We start from the raw sequence: 15949 nt of genomic DNA, 5'->3' as shown, positions 1-15949 counted from the left end.
CTTCGGATGCGACACCAGCAACGCTGCGCTATTCGCATAATTGATCCTTTTGCCCGGCAGTGTCCGGCGCTATAATCAGCGATTGCTAAAATTAGGACGGAGCAGCTGTAAAGCCAGAAAAGCGTCCGTCTTTGGGCCGGGGACCAACCATGGAGGCCACACATGCTCAGCGCTTTTTGCAAGGCCTGCGCAGTGATCCTTTTATCAGTGAACTGCGCTTTCGCCCAATCGGATCTGATAGAGCCAAAGGCTGGAACGTGGAAGACGTGGGTGATCACGTCGGGCAAGGACTTCCGAGTCCCGCCCCCACCGGATACTTCCACAGCCGAGCTGGAGCAGCTCCGAGACATCATCGCAAAGAACGATGCGCAGGTCGCCGCGAAGATCACGTTCTGGGATGCCGGCTCGCCCGGTTACCGATGGATCGACCTGGTCAACAATCGCCTTCTTGCAGGCGAAAAGGTCCCGCCCAATGCGCACCGCATATATACCTATTTGACGATTGCGATCTACGACGCCATCATTGCGGCATGGGAATCGAAGTACTTCTACAATCGCCCCCGCCCAAGCGAGGCGGATGCGACATTACCGACTGCGCTGCCTACGCCTCGGAGTCCCTCCTATCCATCTGAACACGCGGCAGCCGCAGGAGTCGCCGCGACGGTTCTTTCTTATTTCTTTCCGGACGAGGCGTCGTCGCTCCAAGCAATGGCCGAAGAAGCGGCGCAGTCGCGTGTCCTTGCCGGTGTCCAGTTTCCGAGTGACTCTTCCGCCGGGCTTGAACTGGGCCGACGAGTGGCAGAGCAGGTGATTGCGCGGGCAAAAGCCGATGGCTCCGACGCTGTCTGGGCCGGCAAGGTCCCGATCGGGCCGTGCAAGTGGGTCGGGGATAAACCAGGCAATGCAACCATGCCCAACTGGAAACCGATCGTGTTGGCATCACCCGATGAATTCAGGCCGCCGGCCCCACCCGACTGTCAGTCCGCGGCCGTGAAGGCTGAGACGGATGCTGTCCGACAATTTGAGCGAAAATTTCCCAACAGCTCCAAAGCGTTCTATTGGCAAAGTCCAGCCGGCCTGTTCACCAGCTGGTATGACTATGCCAGCAAGTGGATGTTTGAGGACAAGACAGATTCGAATGCGCCGCGCGCCGCGCGGGCATACGCGATGCTCGCAACGATCCATTTCGATGCGTTCATTGCAAGCAACGACGGTAAGTTCGCATATTGGTACCCGCGCCCCAACATGCTTGACCCGAGCATCACTCCCTTGTTCGCGGTGCCGCCGTTTCCCAGCTATCCGTCCAACCATTCCACTCTTTCAACTGCCCGATGCGAGATCCTGGCGTACCTGTTTCCCAGCCATGCGGAATTCATCCGCAAGGTTGGCAAAGAGGCCGGAGATTCCCGTATCTGGGCCGGCATCCACTACGAGATGGACAACAAGGCCGGTGCCGCACTCGGCAAGGCGGTCGCGGAGAAATTCGTCGAGCGGGCGAGAAAGGACGGAGCAGACTAGCGGAAGGAGAGGACCACCTGATCGACCCGTTCAGAACCTTCTTGCCGATCGCCGGTCGAGGTCAAAGGATAGAACGGAACTTTGTTCGCTACGTATCAGAAAGTTGCAGGCTCCACGCGCTTTCATCTTCTGACGCTTTATGGACCTGAGACGCAACAAGGCTTCCAAGTTGCCGTTTCCCAGCGCCGTGATCTATAGACCGCTTCAGCGTCCACTCGTGACATTTGCTGCGTCCGGCGCAAACGTCAGCAGGTGGCGCCACCACGACCTCCAGCGGGGTCGCCTGCGACGTCAGCTTTCAGGAAACGGCAAAGCTGGTCCCTACGGCAGAGATTGGGCGCAAAGCGGTCCCTCACGTCGCGCCGTGCGTAAGTCAGCTTCGGGTCACGGAGCGACGCTTTGCGAAAGCGCCGCTCCCCATGCTTCAGAGTTCAACCTGTTCAGAGATTGCCAATGCGTCATCGACTTCGATGCCGAGGTAGCGGACGGTGCTCTCCAGCTTCCTGTGACCGAGAAGCAGTTGCACAGCTCGGATATTGCCGGTCTTCTTACAGATCTGCGACGCCTTTGTTCGCCTCATTGAGTGCGTACCGTATCGTTTCGGGTCGAGGCCGATGCTGGTCACCCATCTACCTACGATCCTCCCATACTGCCTCGTAGACATGTGCGGCTTAGCGCGAACCCGGCTCGGGAAAAGGAAATCCCTTTCGGTGAGGCGGCGGCGTGCTATCCATGCGCCGACGGCCGCGCGTGTCTGTTCCGTGATCTCGAACTGCACTGGCCGTCCTGTTTTCTTCTGCACGATCACCGCCCGATCACGCACGCTGCCGGAAAGGGCAACGTCTCCAACAGTGATGGTGACGAGGTCGCAACCCCGCAACTTGCTATCGATCGCGAGATTGAACAGCGCAAGATCGCGTTCCGCACCTGATACTTGCAGTCGCGTTCGGATGCTCCAGACCTCTCGTGGCTTGAGCGGAAGCTTCTGGCCGACGATGTGGCCCCTGTTCCAACTGGGCATGGTCCTTCTCCCATGCCGCCCTCCACAGCCGCAGCGCCCGATGCGGGCCTGCGAAATTGTAACGTCTAACCTGGAGCCGCCTCCGAGGATTCTGTTCGAAAGGTTACGACTTGCGCCGCGTCCGATGAAGTAGACCACGCAATGGGCGCAGTCGCGCCATGACCTGACTTTTGGAGAGATGACTGCGATCAGCAGCTTACCGATGGGATAGCAGCCCTTCACGCTTCCCCTGAACGGAAGCTTCTGGTCGCTAACCGGTTGATCAAATTGCGGGCCGAGTTTCGTGAAACACACGTATTCCAACGCAGTGTCGATGATGAAGGCCTCATGCGGTATCGCCTGAGCAAGCTGGACTGCGATGCGTGTTCGCTGAAGGTGCGGTGTTGGCGCCAGCGCGCAAAGAGGGTCGTTGGCTAGCGCGGAACGTCTGCCAACGAGCTTAGTGCCTGACGGATGGAATCGCGCGAAAACGGCTTCTCGAGAACTGGTCGACCGGCCCGTTCAAGGAAGCGCGCCGCAGCGCCGCCGAGCGTGTCGCCGGTAACGAAAACGAATCGCTCCGCCATGCCCGGGGTTGCCTGACAGGCCCAGTCGAACAAGGCGGGACCGTCGATGTTCGGCATCCGCAGATCGCAAAAGATCACATCGAAAACAGCACTCATCAGCGCTGCCTTGGCGTCGGCGCCGTCCTCGACGATCCTGACGGCAAAACCTTCAGCCTCTAGTAATTCTGCCATCGTTTCTCCAACCTCCGGCTCGTCATCGACCACAAGGGCGGTACAACCGATGCCCGCGACCGAGTGCGCCGCAACACCTTCGACTGAATCTGACGAAGTGCAGGCCTCCACCGGCAACAGCAACCGGAAATGCGCGCCGTCCGCACGGTCAAGCAAGGCCAGCCGCCCATTGTGCGACTGCACCACGCTGAGCGAGAAAGCGAGCCCGATCCCGGTGCCCGCACCCTGAGCCTTGGTGGTAAAAAACGGATCGAAAATGCGATTCCGGATCTCGGCGGGTACACCGGGGCCATTGTCGGCGATCACGATCTGGAGGTCATTGCCTTCAAGCGACGTTTCGATCTCGATCCGCCGCGGTGCCGGTATCTCCTGCAGGGCGTGTTGCGCGTTGACGATCAGGTTGTAGAACACCTGATGCATCTGGTCAGGGTCGACTTCCAGAGGCGGCAGGCCCTCGGCGAGCCGGCATTGCACCTCGACGCCTGCCGTGCGCAAACCGTAGCCGGCGATGTCGAGAACTGCGCGGATCAGATCGTTGACGTCGATAGTGCGGCGCTCCGGCTGGCGTTGTCGCGCCATTGCCAGGAAGGTCTTCACGATACGCGCGCAGCGCTCGGCGGCGAGTCTGATCTTGCCGGCCCGCTGTGCGTGGGCAGTTCCGGCTAGAAATTCTTCCAGCAACTGGGCCTGCGCGACGACGACCGCCAAGGGGTTGTTGAGTTCGTGCGAAACGCCGGCAAGCAGCGAACCAAGTGCGTTGAGCCGCTCGCTCTGCGCCAATGCCTCGCGCGACCGCGCCAGTTCGGCTTCAGCCGCCTTGGTTGCGGTGAGATCAAGAATGCTGCCGACGATCACCGGTCGGTCGTCCATCTCGATGTGGCGCCAACTCAGCGACACGGGAAACACGGAGCCGTCCAGACGCCGAAGTTGAGCCTCCACGCCGTCGGCGCGCGGCTGCTGACGTGACAGGGCCTTGAGGCGCCGATAGTCTTCCCGTGTGGCGAACCAGCGGTGCTGGCGGAAGCGGTCCTCGTCACGCGGGCCTATACCCATGATCTCGCGGAAGGCGGGATTGGCGTTAATCAGCTGCCTCGTTCGCGAGTCTATGAACACGACCGGAACCGGATGATGGTGAGTGAGGTCTCGGAAGCGCCGCTCGCTTTGCTGCAGGCGCTCGGCTGCGCGCTTCTGCTCGGTAATGTCGATATCGAAGCCGCCGATGCGCGCCTGTTGCTGATCGGCCCCAAGAACGGGAAAGCGGACGACAAGGCTCCAGGCATAGTCGGCCGCGTTGCTTAGGAATTCCTCGATTGCAATCGCCTGTCCCGATTCCAGGACGCGGCGATCGTTTTCCGCGATCATCGCGGCTTCCTGGGGCCCGAAAATGTCGGCCGCGCTTAATCCGATTGCGCTCTCGGCCGGCCGGCCGAAGACCTTTCCCATTTCCGGATTGGCGACCAGATAGCGCCCGTCGGTATCCTTCAGGTACATGCCTACGGGAGCATGCTTCATAAACGCCGCCAACCGGGCTTCGCTGGCACGCAGAGCGGCGTCGGCAGCGTGGCGCTGCGACAGGTCGCGCAAGCTCGCCGTGAAGAAACGACGTTTGCCGCTCCGGGCTTCGGTGATCGTGAGTTCCACCGGAAACTCGGTGCCGTTCGCTCGCATGGCAGTCTGCTCTGTGCGACGCCCGAGCAACAGCGGGACGCCACCCGCAAGATAGGCCGCAAGCCCGTCTGCGTGCGCCTTGCGCAGATGCGGCGGGACGATGAGCTCCGAGATCTGTCTGCCGACCGCTTCAGCGCGCGAATAGCCGAAGGTCGCCTCGGCCGCCGGGTTGAATTCCACAACCAATCCGGCTTCGTCCGTGACGATCACGCAGTCGAGCGATGAGCGAACCACCGAAGCGAGGATCGCCTCTTGGAATGCGTTTCCGGCGTCGTCTTCTTGCAAGGGCGGGCACTCCGTGACGACCGGTCGGAACGCTGGCCGTCGGGCTGGCAAGGATGACGATTATCGTGAGTTCCGGCAAGATGCCTGAATCCGACTGCAGTACGGTGCGGAGGTGGGGAAGCGCTTGCACCAGCAGGACAAGAAGCGCCACTTGCGGACATTGCGACATTGCCGAGAGCAGACATTGCCGAAAGTTCGACCTTACTCCCTTGCGGACTCAGAGGACGTCCGGCTTCCCGCTAAGCGGGTTCGCGATTTTGAGGGCCGGAATGGTATACCGCTGACGCTATGCATGCTTTACACCTGCCCAGCTCCCGAAGTGTGATCAGTCCGCTGCCGGCGATACCCGGCGTTGTTCATGACGATGTCCAGACGGCCGAAATGCGCGTGCGCCTTTGCGACGACATCGGTGATCTGACCGCGGTTGGTCACGTCCAGTGCCAGAGGCAGAGCCCAGCCTGCCCGCCGGGCGGCTCTTTGCGGCCCGACTCGCTTTCGCTTTCGCCACATCATGTTCACGGGGGGCGCTTGGGGGATGGTATTCCGATTTCGAAAATCTGTAAGGATTGCGCCGGGAGTCCGGATAAATCTCAACGCGAAAAGTGCCAGCGTGCGGGTTGGACCGAAAGGGCTTGGATATACAGTTAGCACAACAGGCAAAAAGCGCCTCAGTGCGAGCATCCCGGGCACCGGACTTTCTTATTCAAAGGTTGTTTCGTCGAAGCGACAGCCAGGGCCTAGCGTGCCGTCGCAATTAGTTGCTTCTCAAACTAAGCCGTCTTCGAAGGGACCGCTCGCCCTTGTGCTACTCGCCATGGGCGCTGGACTGGTTTGGTGCAGCACGCCGTATAATGAAACCAAGATTACCGGAGGACCGTTATTAACTACTTCCGACTCGGAAAAAATACGAAATCCGAACGGGCCGATCACGACGCCGGCGACGAGGTAGCCCAGGATCGAGCCAAGCCCCATGCGTTCTGAAGATCGGAACGGCGACGACCCCTGCGGCAAGCAGCGCCACCACCTGAACGAGATCGCTGCCCGATGCTTCCGCCGCCATGCCTCTTGTCCCAGTGTCTTGCAGCACTCCTTGCATGCACTGGGAGCGGGAGGCAAGGGCGAGAAGCCTGCCAGGAAGGGTACGTGCCGTTGCAGCGATTCCTCTGGTGAAACGACGGTCCCCACTTGCTTGCCGGACGTTCGGCATTTATATCTGCCAAATGCTTGACCATTCGTCTCGACCGTCTTCGCTGCCAAATATCCCGATGGATGCGCTCAGCGAAGTTCTGCAAGACTTTCGCTTGAGTGGTGTCAACTATGGCCGCTGCGAACTCCGACATCCATGGAGCATAGAATTTCCGCAACAAAAGCTGCTTCGGTTTCATTTTGTCGGCCAGGGTCCATGCTGGATTCATACCGAAAGCCAAGGCTGGCAGGAGTTGCGCGATGGCGATCTGGTGCTGCTGCCGCAAGGCATCGGCCACCGGCTGGCGAGTGCGCCGGACGTGGTAGGCGACTCGCTCGAGGGTTGCCAGGTGATCAAGTTGGGGGGCAACGTATGCGAAGTGGTGCGGGAAGGAACGGGCGCCACAAGCACCCTTTTCTGCGGCTCCATGGCCTTGGGCTCTTGTGCGCTCAACCCATTGATCACGTTGATGCCGTCTGTCATCAAAGGTTGCGACGTGGCTGGCAATGACCCTGTCGTAGGTCCTTTGCTGGCGGCTATGACGGTGGAGGCCGCGCAACCGCAGATGGGCAGCGCCACCATCTTGTCGCGTATGGCGGATTTGCTGACAGCCAGGCTCATCCGCTGCTGGGTCAATTGCAACGGAGCCTCGACCACCGGTTGGCTCGCAGCCATCCGCGACCCCCATATTGGCCGGGCTCTGGCAGCCATGCACCGAGATCCCGGCCACAACTGGACGCTGGGAAGCCTCGCTAGCGTGGCAGGCCAATCGCGATCGATTTTCGCCGAGCGCTTCAGCGCTGTCCTGGGGGAGGGTGCTGCACATTATCTCGCCCGCCTGCGCATGCAGCTTGCCCGCGAGTTGCTGGGCCAAAACGGCTTGTCGGTTGCCGAAGTCGCTACCCGTTTGGGCTACGATTCGGAAGCATCCTTCGCGCGCGCATTCAAGCGCATCACCAATGTCTCGCCGGGTGTTGTGCGCCGCACAATTCCCGGACGAATAGATATGAATTTCGGATTCTGAGACACATATCATCCGGGCGGACTCGTCTATGAAGACCTCTAAACTTTGGAGATCTTCCCGTGACTGACACAACATTACAGCTTGAAGATGCCGCGATTGGCCTTGATGCCGATGCGCCAGCCACATGGAGCGTGGCCACCTGGTTCGCGGTCATTTCATTGGCGGCCACCAGCTTTGCCCTGGTGTCAGCCGAATTCCTTCCGGCAGGTCTGTTGACGCCGATGGCGCGCGACCTCGGCATCAGCGAGGGAACGGCCGGCCAGGTCGTCACTGCCACCGCTTCCGTCGGCGCCGTGACGGCCATGTTGAGCAATGTTCTCATCGGCCGGTTGAACCGCAAGACGGTGCTGGTTGGCCTCATGGCCTTGGCGGTCGCGTCCAATATTCTTGCGGCGTTGGCGCCCAATTTCTGGCTGTTGTTGTTGGGCCGGGCCGGGCTGGGGATCGCGCTTAGCGCTTTCTGGGCACTTTCGGTTGCCGTCGTAGCGAGGCTGGTTGGCGCCAATGCGACGGGTCGGGGCATGGCTATCGTCACCCTCGGCGTCTCACTCGCCACCATAGCCGCGCCGTCGATGGGTGCATTGATAAGCGACTGGCTGGGATGGCGCAGCGCCATGGCCATGACAGCGGGGCTGGCCGTGATTGCCATGCTGCTGCAGTTGCTTAGCCTGCCGACCTTGCCTGCGGCAGCAAGCAACAGTCTTGCCGACGTGTTTCGGCTGACACGGCGGCGTGGCATTCAACTCGGCATGCTTGCCATTGTTTTGCTGATGACGGGGCATTTTGCCGGCTCTGTCTATGTGCGCCCGTTCCTCGAACAGGTGACGCTCCTTGGCACCGGGCCAATTGCCTTGGCGTTGCTCGGATTTGGCAGCGCCGCTGTGATCGGCAATATTGCCGGCGGCCGCATGGCCGATGCCAATATCCGCATGGCTCTCGTGGTCACCGCCGCGCTGATGGCGTTTGCGGCGCTGGCATTGGTGCTTTGGGGGGCGCACATTGGCGTTGCCTTCGGGTTCGTTACGCTTTGGGGCTTCGCCTTCGGCATGGGGCCGGTGGTGCTGCCGACCAATCTGTCCCGTGCGGCACCTGATGCGCTGGAAGCGGCGGGCAGCCTGATGGTCGTCTCTTTCCAGGTGGCCATTACTGTCGGCGCGGTTGTCGGCGGCTATGTCGTGGACACATATGGGGCCACGGCGCCCTTGACGCTTACCGCCGTCCTTGCCGCCACGACGGCTGTGCTGGCGCTGCTGCAGCCTCGCAGCTGAGTTTTGCCGCAGTTGACGCCGGCGGCCTCAAATCCGGCCGCCGCGATGTCGCAGCCGCGTTACACAAGCTTTATGCAGTTCTCGCGTTGCGTTTTGCCGCAATCGGCGGCTATGGACGCTCGGCTTCGGCACGACACTGGGCGAGGCCTGCAAGGCCTATGACGAGGTAACGGCCAGCATCAAGGGCTGATTTCGGTTGGGGATCGAAGGCCGCCCCATCGGCGAATACAGCGCCGCCAAATCCCCCTCTAACGCCGCCAGCGCCTCGTTCACAATCGCCCGAATGCGGCGCAATGGATGATCGCGCCGCACCCGAGCCTCGAGATCAACGTAACTGAACAGTTCGCCAGACCGTTCGTCTCCGCCGCGCATGCCTCGTTCTCCGAATCTCTCCGGAGACACTGAATCACGCTCACAACCTCGCTGCGAGCCACTTTTTCAACAGCCTGCTAGGCGCCCGAGCAGCTGCCTCGGGTTGTGTCGCTATACGACAGGTGTGAATTCGACAGCGGCGTCCTGTTCATCACTGGTCTGGCCAACATTCTCTTCCGCGTCGCTGGAGAAGGCCGGCATGATGTCGCCCGCCAGCAGCTTTTCTTTCGAGAGCAGACCTGCGTCCTCGAGCGCTTCGATGTCGGGAAGATCGCGCAGTGTGTCGAACCCGAACTGCAGCAGGAACGCCTTGGTGGTGACATAGGTGTAGGGCGCACCTGGCGTCGGGCTGCGCGGCCCGGAGGCGATCACGCCGGCACCGCGCAGGTAGCCGATCAGGTCGCGGCTGATTTCCTTGCCAAGGAAGGAGGACAGCTCCGCCCGCGTGATCGGCTGGAAGTAAGCGATCGTCATCAGGACGAGCACCTCCGACTGCGAGAGGTCTATCGTGCGCTCGCTGGCGCCGACAGCGGTGCGGATGGCGTCGGCATAGGCCGGCCGCGTCAGATGCCGAAAACCGCCGGCGACCGCGACCAGGTCATAGGGTCGGCCGCGCAGTTCCCCGCGGATGTCGTCGATGGCGTTGGCGCTAACCGCTGGCCGGCAGCGCACATCAGTGACGTGGCCCGCCTCTATCGCCTGGCATTGGAGAAACACGAAGCTGGCGCGCGCTATCACGCGGTTGCCGAGGAAGGTGTGCCGATGCGTGAAATTGCCGAAGTTATCGGCGCAGGACTCGGTGGGCCGGTCGTGTCGCTGCCGCAGGAGGCGGCGACGGACCACTTCGGCTGGCTGGCGATGTTCGCCGGGCTCGATATGCCGGCGTCCAGCACATGGACATGTGAGCATCTCGGCTGGCAGCCGACCGGTCCGAGTCTTCTCGCCGACCTCAGAGAATGCGACTACCGTCCCGTATCCGCCAAATAAGAACGCGCGACATTGCGCCGCGCGACGCCGTTCGGTCCATCCCTATACGACGAAGTCGAAGCGCCCGATACGGAGGCCGCGATCGCTCCCCATATGCAGGACGAGCCGGGGATCGAACAGGCGATCGCTCCTGTTACGCGGATGATCGGGGAAATAGAGCTGAGTGGTCAGCATACCGCCATTCGGCCGCCGAGATGGTCAGCGGCTCGGCCAGGCAAGTGCAGGAAGCGATCCAGCTCGTTCGGGAGGTGCAGACCCGGCCGTCTGGCCTACTGAAGATCGCGGTGTCGGCGATCGCGGAACGGTTCATATCAGGCCCGCTGCTGGCGAGCTTCATGGAAGCCTATCCCGATCTGCATCTCGACATCACGATGACGGACGTAGAGTTCGATATCGTCGAGGCCGGCTTCGATGCCGGGGTCCGGCTTGGAGAAGTCCTGGAACAGGACATGCTGGCGGTGCCCGTGTCGTTCGCCCAGCGGCATTGCGCGGTCGCGTCGCCAAAATATCTGGCCACGCGAGCCGCTCCCCGGCATCCACAGGACTTAATAGGCCATGTCTGCATTGGTTGGCGGCCGAGACCGGATGCCGCTCCTTACCGCTGGGAATTCACCGAGAACGGCCGCGACTTCGATGTCGCGGTCGACCCCGCATTGTCGACCAACGATCTGGGTTTGATGATCCGGACGGCCTGCGCGGGAGCGGGCATCACCTTCGGCATGGTCGAGACGTTCCAGCCATACCTGACAAATGGCAAGCTCGTGCCGTTGCTGGAAGACTTCTGCCCACCGTTCGATGGCTTTTACCTGTACTATCCGAAGCGGCACCGCCAACCTCTGAAGCTCAGAGTGTTGATTGATCATGTTCGTACCCATCGCTGATCCTCTCCAATCAACCGAGGTCGCAGAATGCAATCGTTCACCATCGACATCCCTGATGCGCAGATCGAGGACCTGACGCAGCGACTTCGAAACACCCGTTTGCCCGAAGGGAATATTTCAACCCGATGATGAAGACGGGACGAGCTTGCCGCTGGTCCAAGAGCTCGCACGGATTTGGCGCAACGATTTCGATTGGCGGGCGGTGGAGGCGCTGCTGAATGAACTGCCTCACTTCACGACGAACATCGATGGCCTCGACATTCACAAGAAGGGTGTCGGTTCCAATTCCAGGCCACTCCTGTTGACCATGGTTGGCCTGGCTCGTTCCTCGAGTTCGTATCAACCATCCCGCTTCTGACCGATCCAGGCGCTCATGGCGGCAATCCGGATGACGCGTTCGATGTCGTCATTCCTTCGTTGCCCGGCTACGGATTCTCGTCGGCTCCGCAGGAACAGGGGTTTGGTGCGCGACGTACCGCAGATATCTGGAATACGCTCATGCACCGACTGGGCTATCCCAGATACCTCGCCCAAGGCGGCGATATCGGCGCAGGCGTATCTTCATGGCTGGGTGCCAAATATCCCGAGTCCGTCGTCGGCATGCACCTCAACTATATTCCCGGCAGCTTCCGGCCTCCCCTTGGAAACGACTACGCGGCCGTCAGCCTCGAGGAGCAAGCTTTCCTCGACAGAGCGGCGAAGTTCGCGGCCGAAGAAGGGGCTTACTCTCTTCTCCAGTCCACGAAGCCTCAAACCCTGGCCTATGCACTGTCAGACAGCCCGATCGGTCTGTTGGCATGGATGACCGAGAAATTCGCGAGCCGGTCGGACTCCGGCGGCGATCTTACAAAGGTAATATCGGCGGAAACCCTGCTGACCAACGTGTCGATTTATTGGTTCGGCAACACGATTGCGTCGTCGCTACGAATGTACAAGGAGAACAGGCTCCAGCCTTTTGCATATCCTGAAGTCACGTCGATATCCGTACCGATGTGCTTCGCACAATTCCCGAAGGAGTTGCCGACACCGCCCCGGTCCTGGGTCGAGCGCAGTTTCAACGTTCGCCGTTGGACTGAAATGCCGAAGGGTGGGCATTTCGCAGCCTTGGAGCAGCCCGAGCTTTTGATCGCTGACATAAGGGCATCGTTTCGGGGCTTGGGAAGTGAGATATTCTCCCGCCCGCAAGGTTGAGTACGGCACCGCGATTAAGCCTGCGTCGCAACATAATTCGTAACATTTGTTGTATCGAGAAATCAAGATCGCTATATTGCACCGCGGGACGGGCCGCCACTGGCCCGATTGGCAGGTGACTTTATGGAACCAATTATTGACGCCGTCGTCGTTGGTGCGGGAGCCGCAGGTCTCAGTGCCGCTCTGTTCCTGGGGCGGGCGGGACGATCGACCGTTGTCTTCGACGGCGGCAAATCTCGCATCCACGCGGTGGAAGAAATTCGAGAGCATCTGGGATTCGACGGTCGGTCGACGGATGAATACCTGAAGCGAGCGCGCGATGAGGTCCTGCAGTACGGCGTCGAAATCAGGCAGGCATCAGTGTGTTCTGTCGTTCCGAGGTCCGACGGCGTGTTTGACATTGAATACGGGGACGGGGCAATTACCGCCAGAACGGTCGTGCTGGCCACGGGATTGAAAGATGTCCTTCCGCCATTATCGGGACTTCCGGAAGTATGGGGCCGCGATGTTCGCGTTTGCCCCTGTTTCGATGGGCACGAAGTGCGGGGGAAGCGCTTTATGGTATTCGGGTTGCCCGAACGGCTCGCGCAAATGGCCTCCTGGGTTTGGATGTGGTCCCAAGATGTGACAGTGGTCACGGATCACGTGTTCAACGAAACTGACAGCGAACGGCTCCGGCTTCTGGACATCAAGGTCGTACCCGGAACGGTGACCGGGCTGCTCCATCGCGCGGACAGGCTAGTGGCCATTGAAACGGCGAGCGGAGCAGAAGTCGAATGCGATGCCGCATGGATCGCCGCACCTATGACGGCGGCATCTGACTTGGCAGCATCACTTTGCGAGGTCGACGAGATCGGGCTTGCGAAAACCGACAAACACGGCAGGACCAGTCGGCCGGGCGTATTCGCCATCGGCAACGCCAGTGATCCGTTGGCACATCTCGCCCACGCGTCGGCTGCGGGTACGAATGTCGGTCCGGTCGTGACGCTATACTTGCTTGAGCAGCATATAGCTGCTCGGCGGGCCGCGTAGTCATGCGAAACGACAGCCGTCTTTCACGAATGCTGCATGTCCTGCTTCACATGGCCCGGCAGGCCAAGCCGTTCACGTCCGAGCAGATCGGCGAGATGCTCAAGACAAACCCTGTCGTGGTCCGCCGGACCATGGCGGGCCTCCGCGATGCCGGATATGTTACGTCGGTCACGGGGCCAGGCGGCGGCTGGACCATCGCCTGTGATCTCGAAAAGACCACTCTTCTCGACATCCAAAAAGCGGTCGGCGGTCCGAACCTATTTGTGATCGGGATCGACAATCCGAATCCGGTCTGCGCAGTAGAGCGGGCCGTCAATGCGGCACTCTCGGAGGCGATGGAACGCGCGGAAAGAATGCTGCTTGATAGGTTAGGAGAAGTATCTCTTGCTAGCCTGGCCATCCATTTCGGTGGCTTATGCGAAGGGAATCATGGTTCGGCGAAATAGTCCGCTTTGCGCCCAATTTCAGTCGTTCAGACCGCCCCGGCAAATTCCTGAAAGCTGCTGTTAATCCTAGTCCGCCTGAACGCCTGCAGCCGCCATGTACGCAGCATGGATGCCCTGGAGGACTATGGAAAAGGTGAATCCCCAAAGTTGAGGGGTCAGCCACCTTGGGGCAAAGAGGGGCTCGCAATTCGCCCGCAATTCTCGACAACGAGAGTGAGGCTAATCGAATGCCCAGCGCCGTTCCTGAAGCTCTAGCCCTTATCTCTGCGCGGAGGTGCGAGGTGAGCTCTCAATGCCATTCGATCCACGTCATGTTCGCCGACTTCGTCGGCGTTCCTCACAACAAGCTCTCGCTTTAGAATGCGAAGATCCGTCAGCATGTCAGGCGGACCGGGCCCGGCTAAGATAGCGGGCATTAGAAAGTATGCTTTGAGCCTTCCGAACGATTTCAGAAATCGCTCTAGGTTCACATCGTTGTTCGGCTGCATTGTCATCATGCGGGCCGCTAGGATCACGGTGTCCTGAAGTTGGAAGTCCTGCTTTTCGGATTTTGCCGTAATCATAACCGTGTAGTGCGATGGCGGCTGCTCAGGCAGGTTCCTGATGATCGAAATCCGCACCAATTCATCTTTGTCCTCGTCACCAACACGTTCGATCCAGCGTTCAAAAATGCTCCTGGCAGCCTCGCGGTTTTCGAACATCAATGCCATGGCAGGCGGAACCCTCGGATCGAATTCCGCATAGGCCGCTCCTCTCCACCCGGCGGCATCCCAGGAGTGTACATCTATAATGGATTTGATCCCCAACTTGCGGTGATCTTTGATTTCCGGACGCTGCGGTGCTCCGCCAGTTTCCCCATGTTCCTTTTCATGTAGCGTCTCCGGCGCGTCATAGTCAGGAAACTCAATACGTGTAAGCTGAGGTCTTTTGCGGGCCTGATACGTTTGATGCCCTTCTCTGTCCCAGCTCTTTAGCGATCCGATGTATTCACTAAGTGCACGATGATAACTATTCGGACTTACAGCTATCATCGTTGCACGGTTAATCACGGCTTCGCCAACTAATAGCTGCTCGACGAATTCCTTTGGCCTCCGGATTAAGAACGCCACAGCGAGAATTCGTGACGCGACATCCACAAGAAGGTCCTGAACCGCGCGCTGGCTATCGAAACTTGTCAGCGAAAACTGATACGGCCACAGAAGTTTGCCCTTCATCGTCGAAGGGTCGATCGTAAAGGCAGGGAGGTTTGCGTTCTCAACAAACTGGAGGGAGATATCCAATCTCTCGGTATGTGGTACGAGGTCAGCATCAAGTGCAGTTGCAAAGAATGCCTCCAGCGACCCGACAAGCGTCTGGGCAATCAGCGAACTCGTTTCGCTGCCGAGAGTCTCGACTTCGATGCGCATGCCCATGATGGAGGTCGATATGACTTCTAATGAATCGTCGTTTAGGGTCAGAGGGCCAGCGATTGATCGCGCAACCGGCTGACTCATCAAGATCGACAACATCCGGTCGACATCTTCGTCGGTCTCTTCGGGAGGAAGGCTGCCGTCAGTGCGTAATAGGTCGCGATGTCCCAGCGAGTCTAGCAAAGCTGTCCTCGCCATCATAAGCCCCAATCCTTCCAACGCGTCCGGAAGTACGTTGAGTCTAGCCAATTGCCGATCGTCCAAATTCAGAATTTGGCAGGCGAACGCATACTCCAGTTCACGGATTTCATTGTAGAGTTTCTCTTTTGATTCATCCGCAAGGGGCATCGCCCGTAGCGCGCCCTTCAACAGAAGAATGGCGTTTAGAAAATCTGGAATGCACCTGAGTTCCAGTGCGATCCATGCGAACACGTTCATCGTAGGAATGAAGGTGATGGGAAGCTCGCTTTCTTCCTCGCCCTCTATCGCAAGCGACGCAGCTACGAAGATACAACTGGCGCGAGCTGCCCACAGCAAGCCCGCACTTCGATAGGCGATCGTCAGGAGATGAAGACCTTCGATCAAGCTGTCGACGTACTCTCGCTTGGTAAGTTGAACTACGGCCTTGCCGACCAGCCGAATGATTTCAAAGTGTTTGGATGGATCCAGACGTCGGGCGCGAGACAGGAGGATGAGAGCGCCTTCGCCCTCGCTCTTGCGTTCGGACACGAATGCAGCGAGATCTTCAACCAACTGGCCGTACGAAGGGTCAGTGCCAGCAGCCATGCCTGTGACATCGACTAGCTTGATGAAACGTTCGGCATCAAACTCGCCCAATCCCCGCGCGTCGACGAGAACCTCGGAAAACGACTTCCATATATCGGCGAGCGCGGAGGGATTTTGATTCATTAGCTCAATGTTCAT

The 15949-nt window shown here is 59.7% G+C and carries 13 protein-coding genes and 5 pseudogenes; 10 read left to right on the top strand and 8 right to left on the bottom strand.

Annotated features, from left to right (window positions below):
* Positions 1-162: 162 nt before the first annotated feature.
* The gene (locus NKH43_RS09380; RefSeq protein WP_352857708.1) at positions 163-1518 is read left to right on the top strand and encodes a vanadium-dependent haloperoxidase; all 1356 of its coding nucleotides are present in this window, start codon (positions 163-165) and stop codon (positions 1516-1518) included.
* 424 nt (positions 1519-1942) lie between these two features.
* On the opposite strand, the gene NKH43_RS09375 is transcribed toward NKH43_RS09380, so the two are convergent.
* The 3 genes from NKH43_RS09375 to NKH43_RS09365 all read right to left on the bottom strand — a co-directional run bounded on the left by NKH43_RS09375 (position 1943) and on the right by NKH43_RS09365 (position 5739).
* Complete coding sequence (locus tag NKH43_RS09375; RefSeq protein WP_352857706.1) at positions 1943-2539, bottom strand: tyrosine-type recombinase/integrase; 597 nt, start codon at positions 2537-2539, stop codon at positions 1943-1945.
* A gap of 413 nt (positions 2540-2952) precedes the next feature.
* Positions 2953-5229: a hybrid sensor histidine kinase/response regulator gene (locus NKH43_RS09370; RefSeq protein WP_352857704.1), complete on the bottom strand. Its 2277-nt coding sequence runs from the start codon at positions 5227-5229 to the stop codon at positions 2953-2955.
* Positions 5230-5526: 297 nt separating this feature from the next.
* Positions 5527-5739, bottom strand: coding sequence for an SDR family oxidoreductase (locus NKH43_RS09365; RefSeq protein WP_352857702.1), 213 nt, complete (start codon positions 5737-5739; stop codon positions 5527-5529).
* 1 nt (position 5740) lies between these two features.
* Between NKH43_RS09365 and NKH43_RS09360 the strand changes: the two genes are divergently transcribed.
* Positions 5741-6178 (top strand): DUF4236 domain-containing protein, encoded by a 438-nt coding sequence (locus NKH43_RS09360; protein ID WP_352857700.1) that lies wholly within the window; start codon positions 5741-5743, stop codon positions 6176-6178.
* Here the strand turns inward: NKH43_RS09360 and NKH43_RS35290 are convergent.
* Positions 6112-6289, bottom strand: a pseudogene (locus NKH43_RS35290) (monovalent cation:proton antiporter-2 (CPA2) family protein); the annotation flags it as partial. The gene NKH43_RS09360 and the pseudogene NKH43_RS35290 sit on opposite strands and share 67 nt — an antisense overlap.
* Before the next feature lie 160 nt (positions 6290-6449).
* Between NKH43_RS35290 and NKH43_RS09355 the strand changes: the two are divergent.
* Both NKH43_RS09355 and NKH43_RS09350 read left to right on the top strand, forming a co-directional pair.
* The gene (locus tag NKH43_RS09355; RefSeq protein ID WP_352857698.1) at positions 6450-7439 is read left to right on the top strand and encodes an AraC family transcriptional regulator; all 990 of its coding nucleotides are present in this window, start codon (positions 6450-6452) and stop codon (positions 7437-7439) included.
* A gap of 59 nt (positions 7440-7498) precedes the next feature.
* Positions 7499-8707, top strand: coding sequence for an MFS transporter (locus tag NKH43_RS09350; RefSeq protein WP_352857696.1), 1209 nt, complete (start codon positions 7499-7501; stop codon positions 8705-8707).
* 198 nt (positions 8708-8905) lie between these two features.
* Here the strand turns inward: NKH43_RS09350 and NKH43_RS09345 are convergent.
* Together NKH43_RS09345 and scpB are read right to left on the bottom strand one after the other, a co-directional pair.
* Positions 8906-9079, bottom strand: a pseudogene (locus NKH43_RS09345) (transposase); the annotation flags it as partial.
* A 111-nt stretch (positions 9080-9190) separates the two neighbouring features.
* Positions 9191-9775 (bottom strand): SMC-Scp complex subunit ScpB, encoded by a 585-nt coding sequence (scpB, locus tag NKH43_RS09340; RefSeq protein WP_352857821.1) that lies wholly within the window; start codon positions 9773-9775, stop codon positions 9191-9193.
* Between scpB and NKH43_RS09335 the strand changes: the two are divergent.
* Positions 9719-10066 (top strand): annotated as a pseudogene (locus NKH43_RS09335) (Rossmann-fold NAD(P)-binding domain-containing protein); the annotation flags it as partial. The gene scpB and the pseudogene NKH43_RS09335 sit on opposite strands and share 57 nt — an antisense overlap.
* A 42-nt stretch (positions 10067-10108) precedes the next feature.
* On the opposite strand, the gene NKH43_RS09330 reads toward NKH43_RS09335, so the two are convergent.
* Positions 10109-10240, bottom strand: a complete 132-nt coding sequence (locus tag NKH43_RS09330) for a hypothetical protein (protein ID WP_352643403.1) — start codon at positions 10238-10240, stop codon at positions 10109-10111.
* A 29-nt stretch (positions 10241-10269) separates the two neighbouring features.
* Between NKH43_RS09330 and NKH43_RS09325 the strand changes: the two are divergent.
* The 5 genes and pseudogenes from NKH43_RS09325 to NKH43_RS09305 all read left to right on the top strand — a co-directional run.
* Positions 10270-10947, top strand: a pseudogene (locus NKH43_RS09325) (LysR substrate-binding domain-containing protein); the annotation flags it as partial.
* A gap of 145 nt (positions 10948-11092) precedes the next feature.
* Positions 11093-11305: an epoxide hydrolase N-terminal domain-containing protein gene (locus tag NKH43_RS09320; RefSeq protein WP_352857694.1), complete on the top strand. Its 213-nt coding sequence runs from the start codon at positions 11093-11095 to the stop codon at positions 11303-11305.
* Positions 11266-12138, top strand: a pseudogene (locus NKH43_RS09315) (alpha/beta hydrolase); the annotation flags it as partial. The gene NKH43_RS09320 and the pseudogene NKH43_RS09315, both read left to right, overlap by 40 nt.
* A gap of 123 nt (positions 12139-12261) precedes the next feature.
* A complete protein-coding gene (locus tag NKH43_RS09310; RefSeq protein WP_352857692.1) occupies positions 12262-13170 on the top strand; it encodes an NAD(P)/FAD-dependent oxidoreductase in 909 nt (302 codons plus the stop codon).
* 2 nt (positions 13171-13172) lie between these two features.
* The gene (locus NKH43_RS09305; RefSeq protein WP_031195276.1) at positions 13173-13616 is read left to right on the top strand and encodes an Rrf2 family transcriptional regulator; all 444 of its coding nucleotides are present in this window, start codon (positions 13173-13175) and stop codon (positions 13614-13616) included.
* 251 nt (positions 13617-13867) lie between these two features.
* On the opposite strand, the gene NKH43_RS09300 is transcribed toward NKH43_RS09305, so the two are convergent.
* Entirely contained in the window at positions 13868-15949 is a 2082-nt protein-coding gene (locus NKH43_RS09300; protein WP_352857690.1) for a hypothetical protein, read from the bottom strand.

Origin of the sequence: Mesorhizobium sp. M1163, assembly GCF_040318415.1 — a bacterium.
In the GTDB taxonomy this organism is placed as follows: domain Bacteria; phylum Pseudomonadota; class Alphaproteobacteria; order Rhizobiales; family Rhizobiaceae; genus Mesorhizobium.
This window is presented reverse-complemented; position numbering and strand designations above follow the sequence as displayed.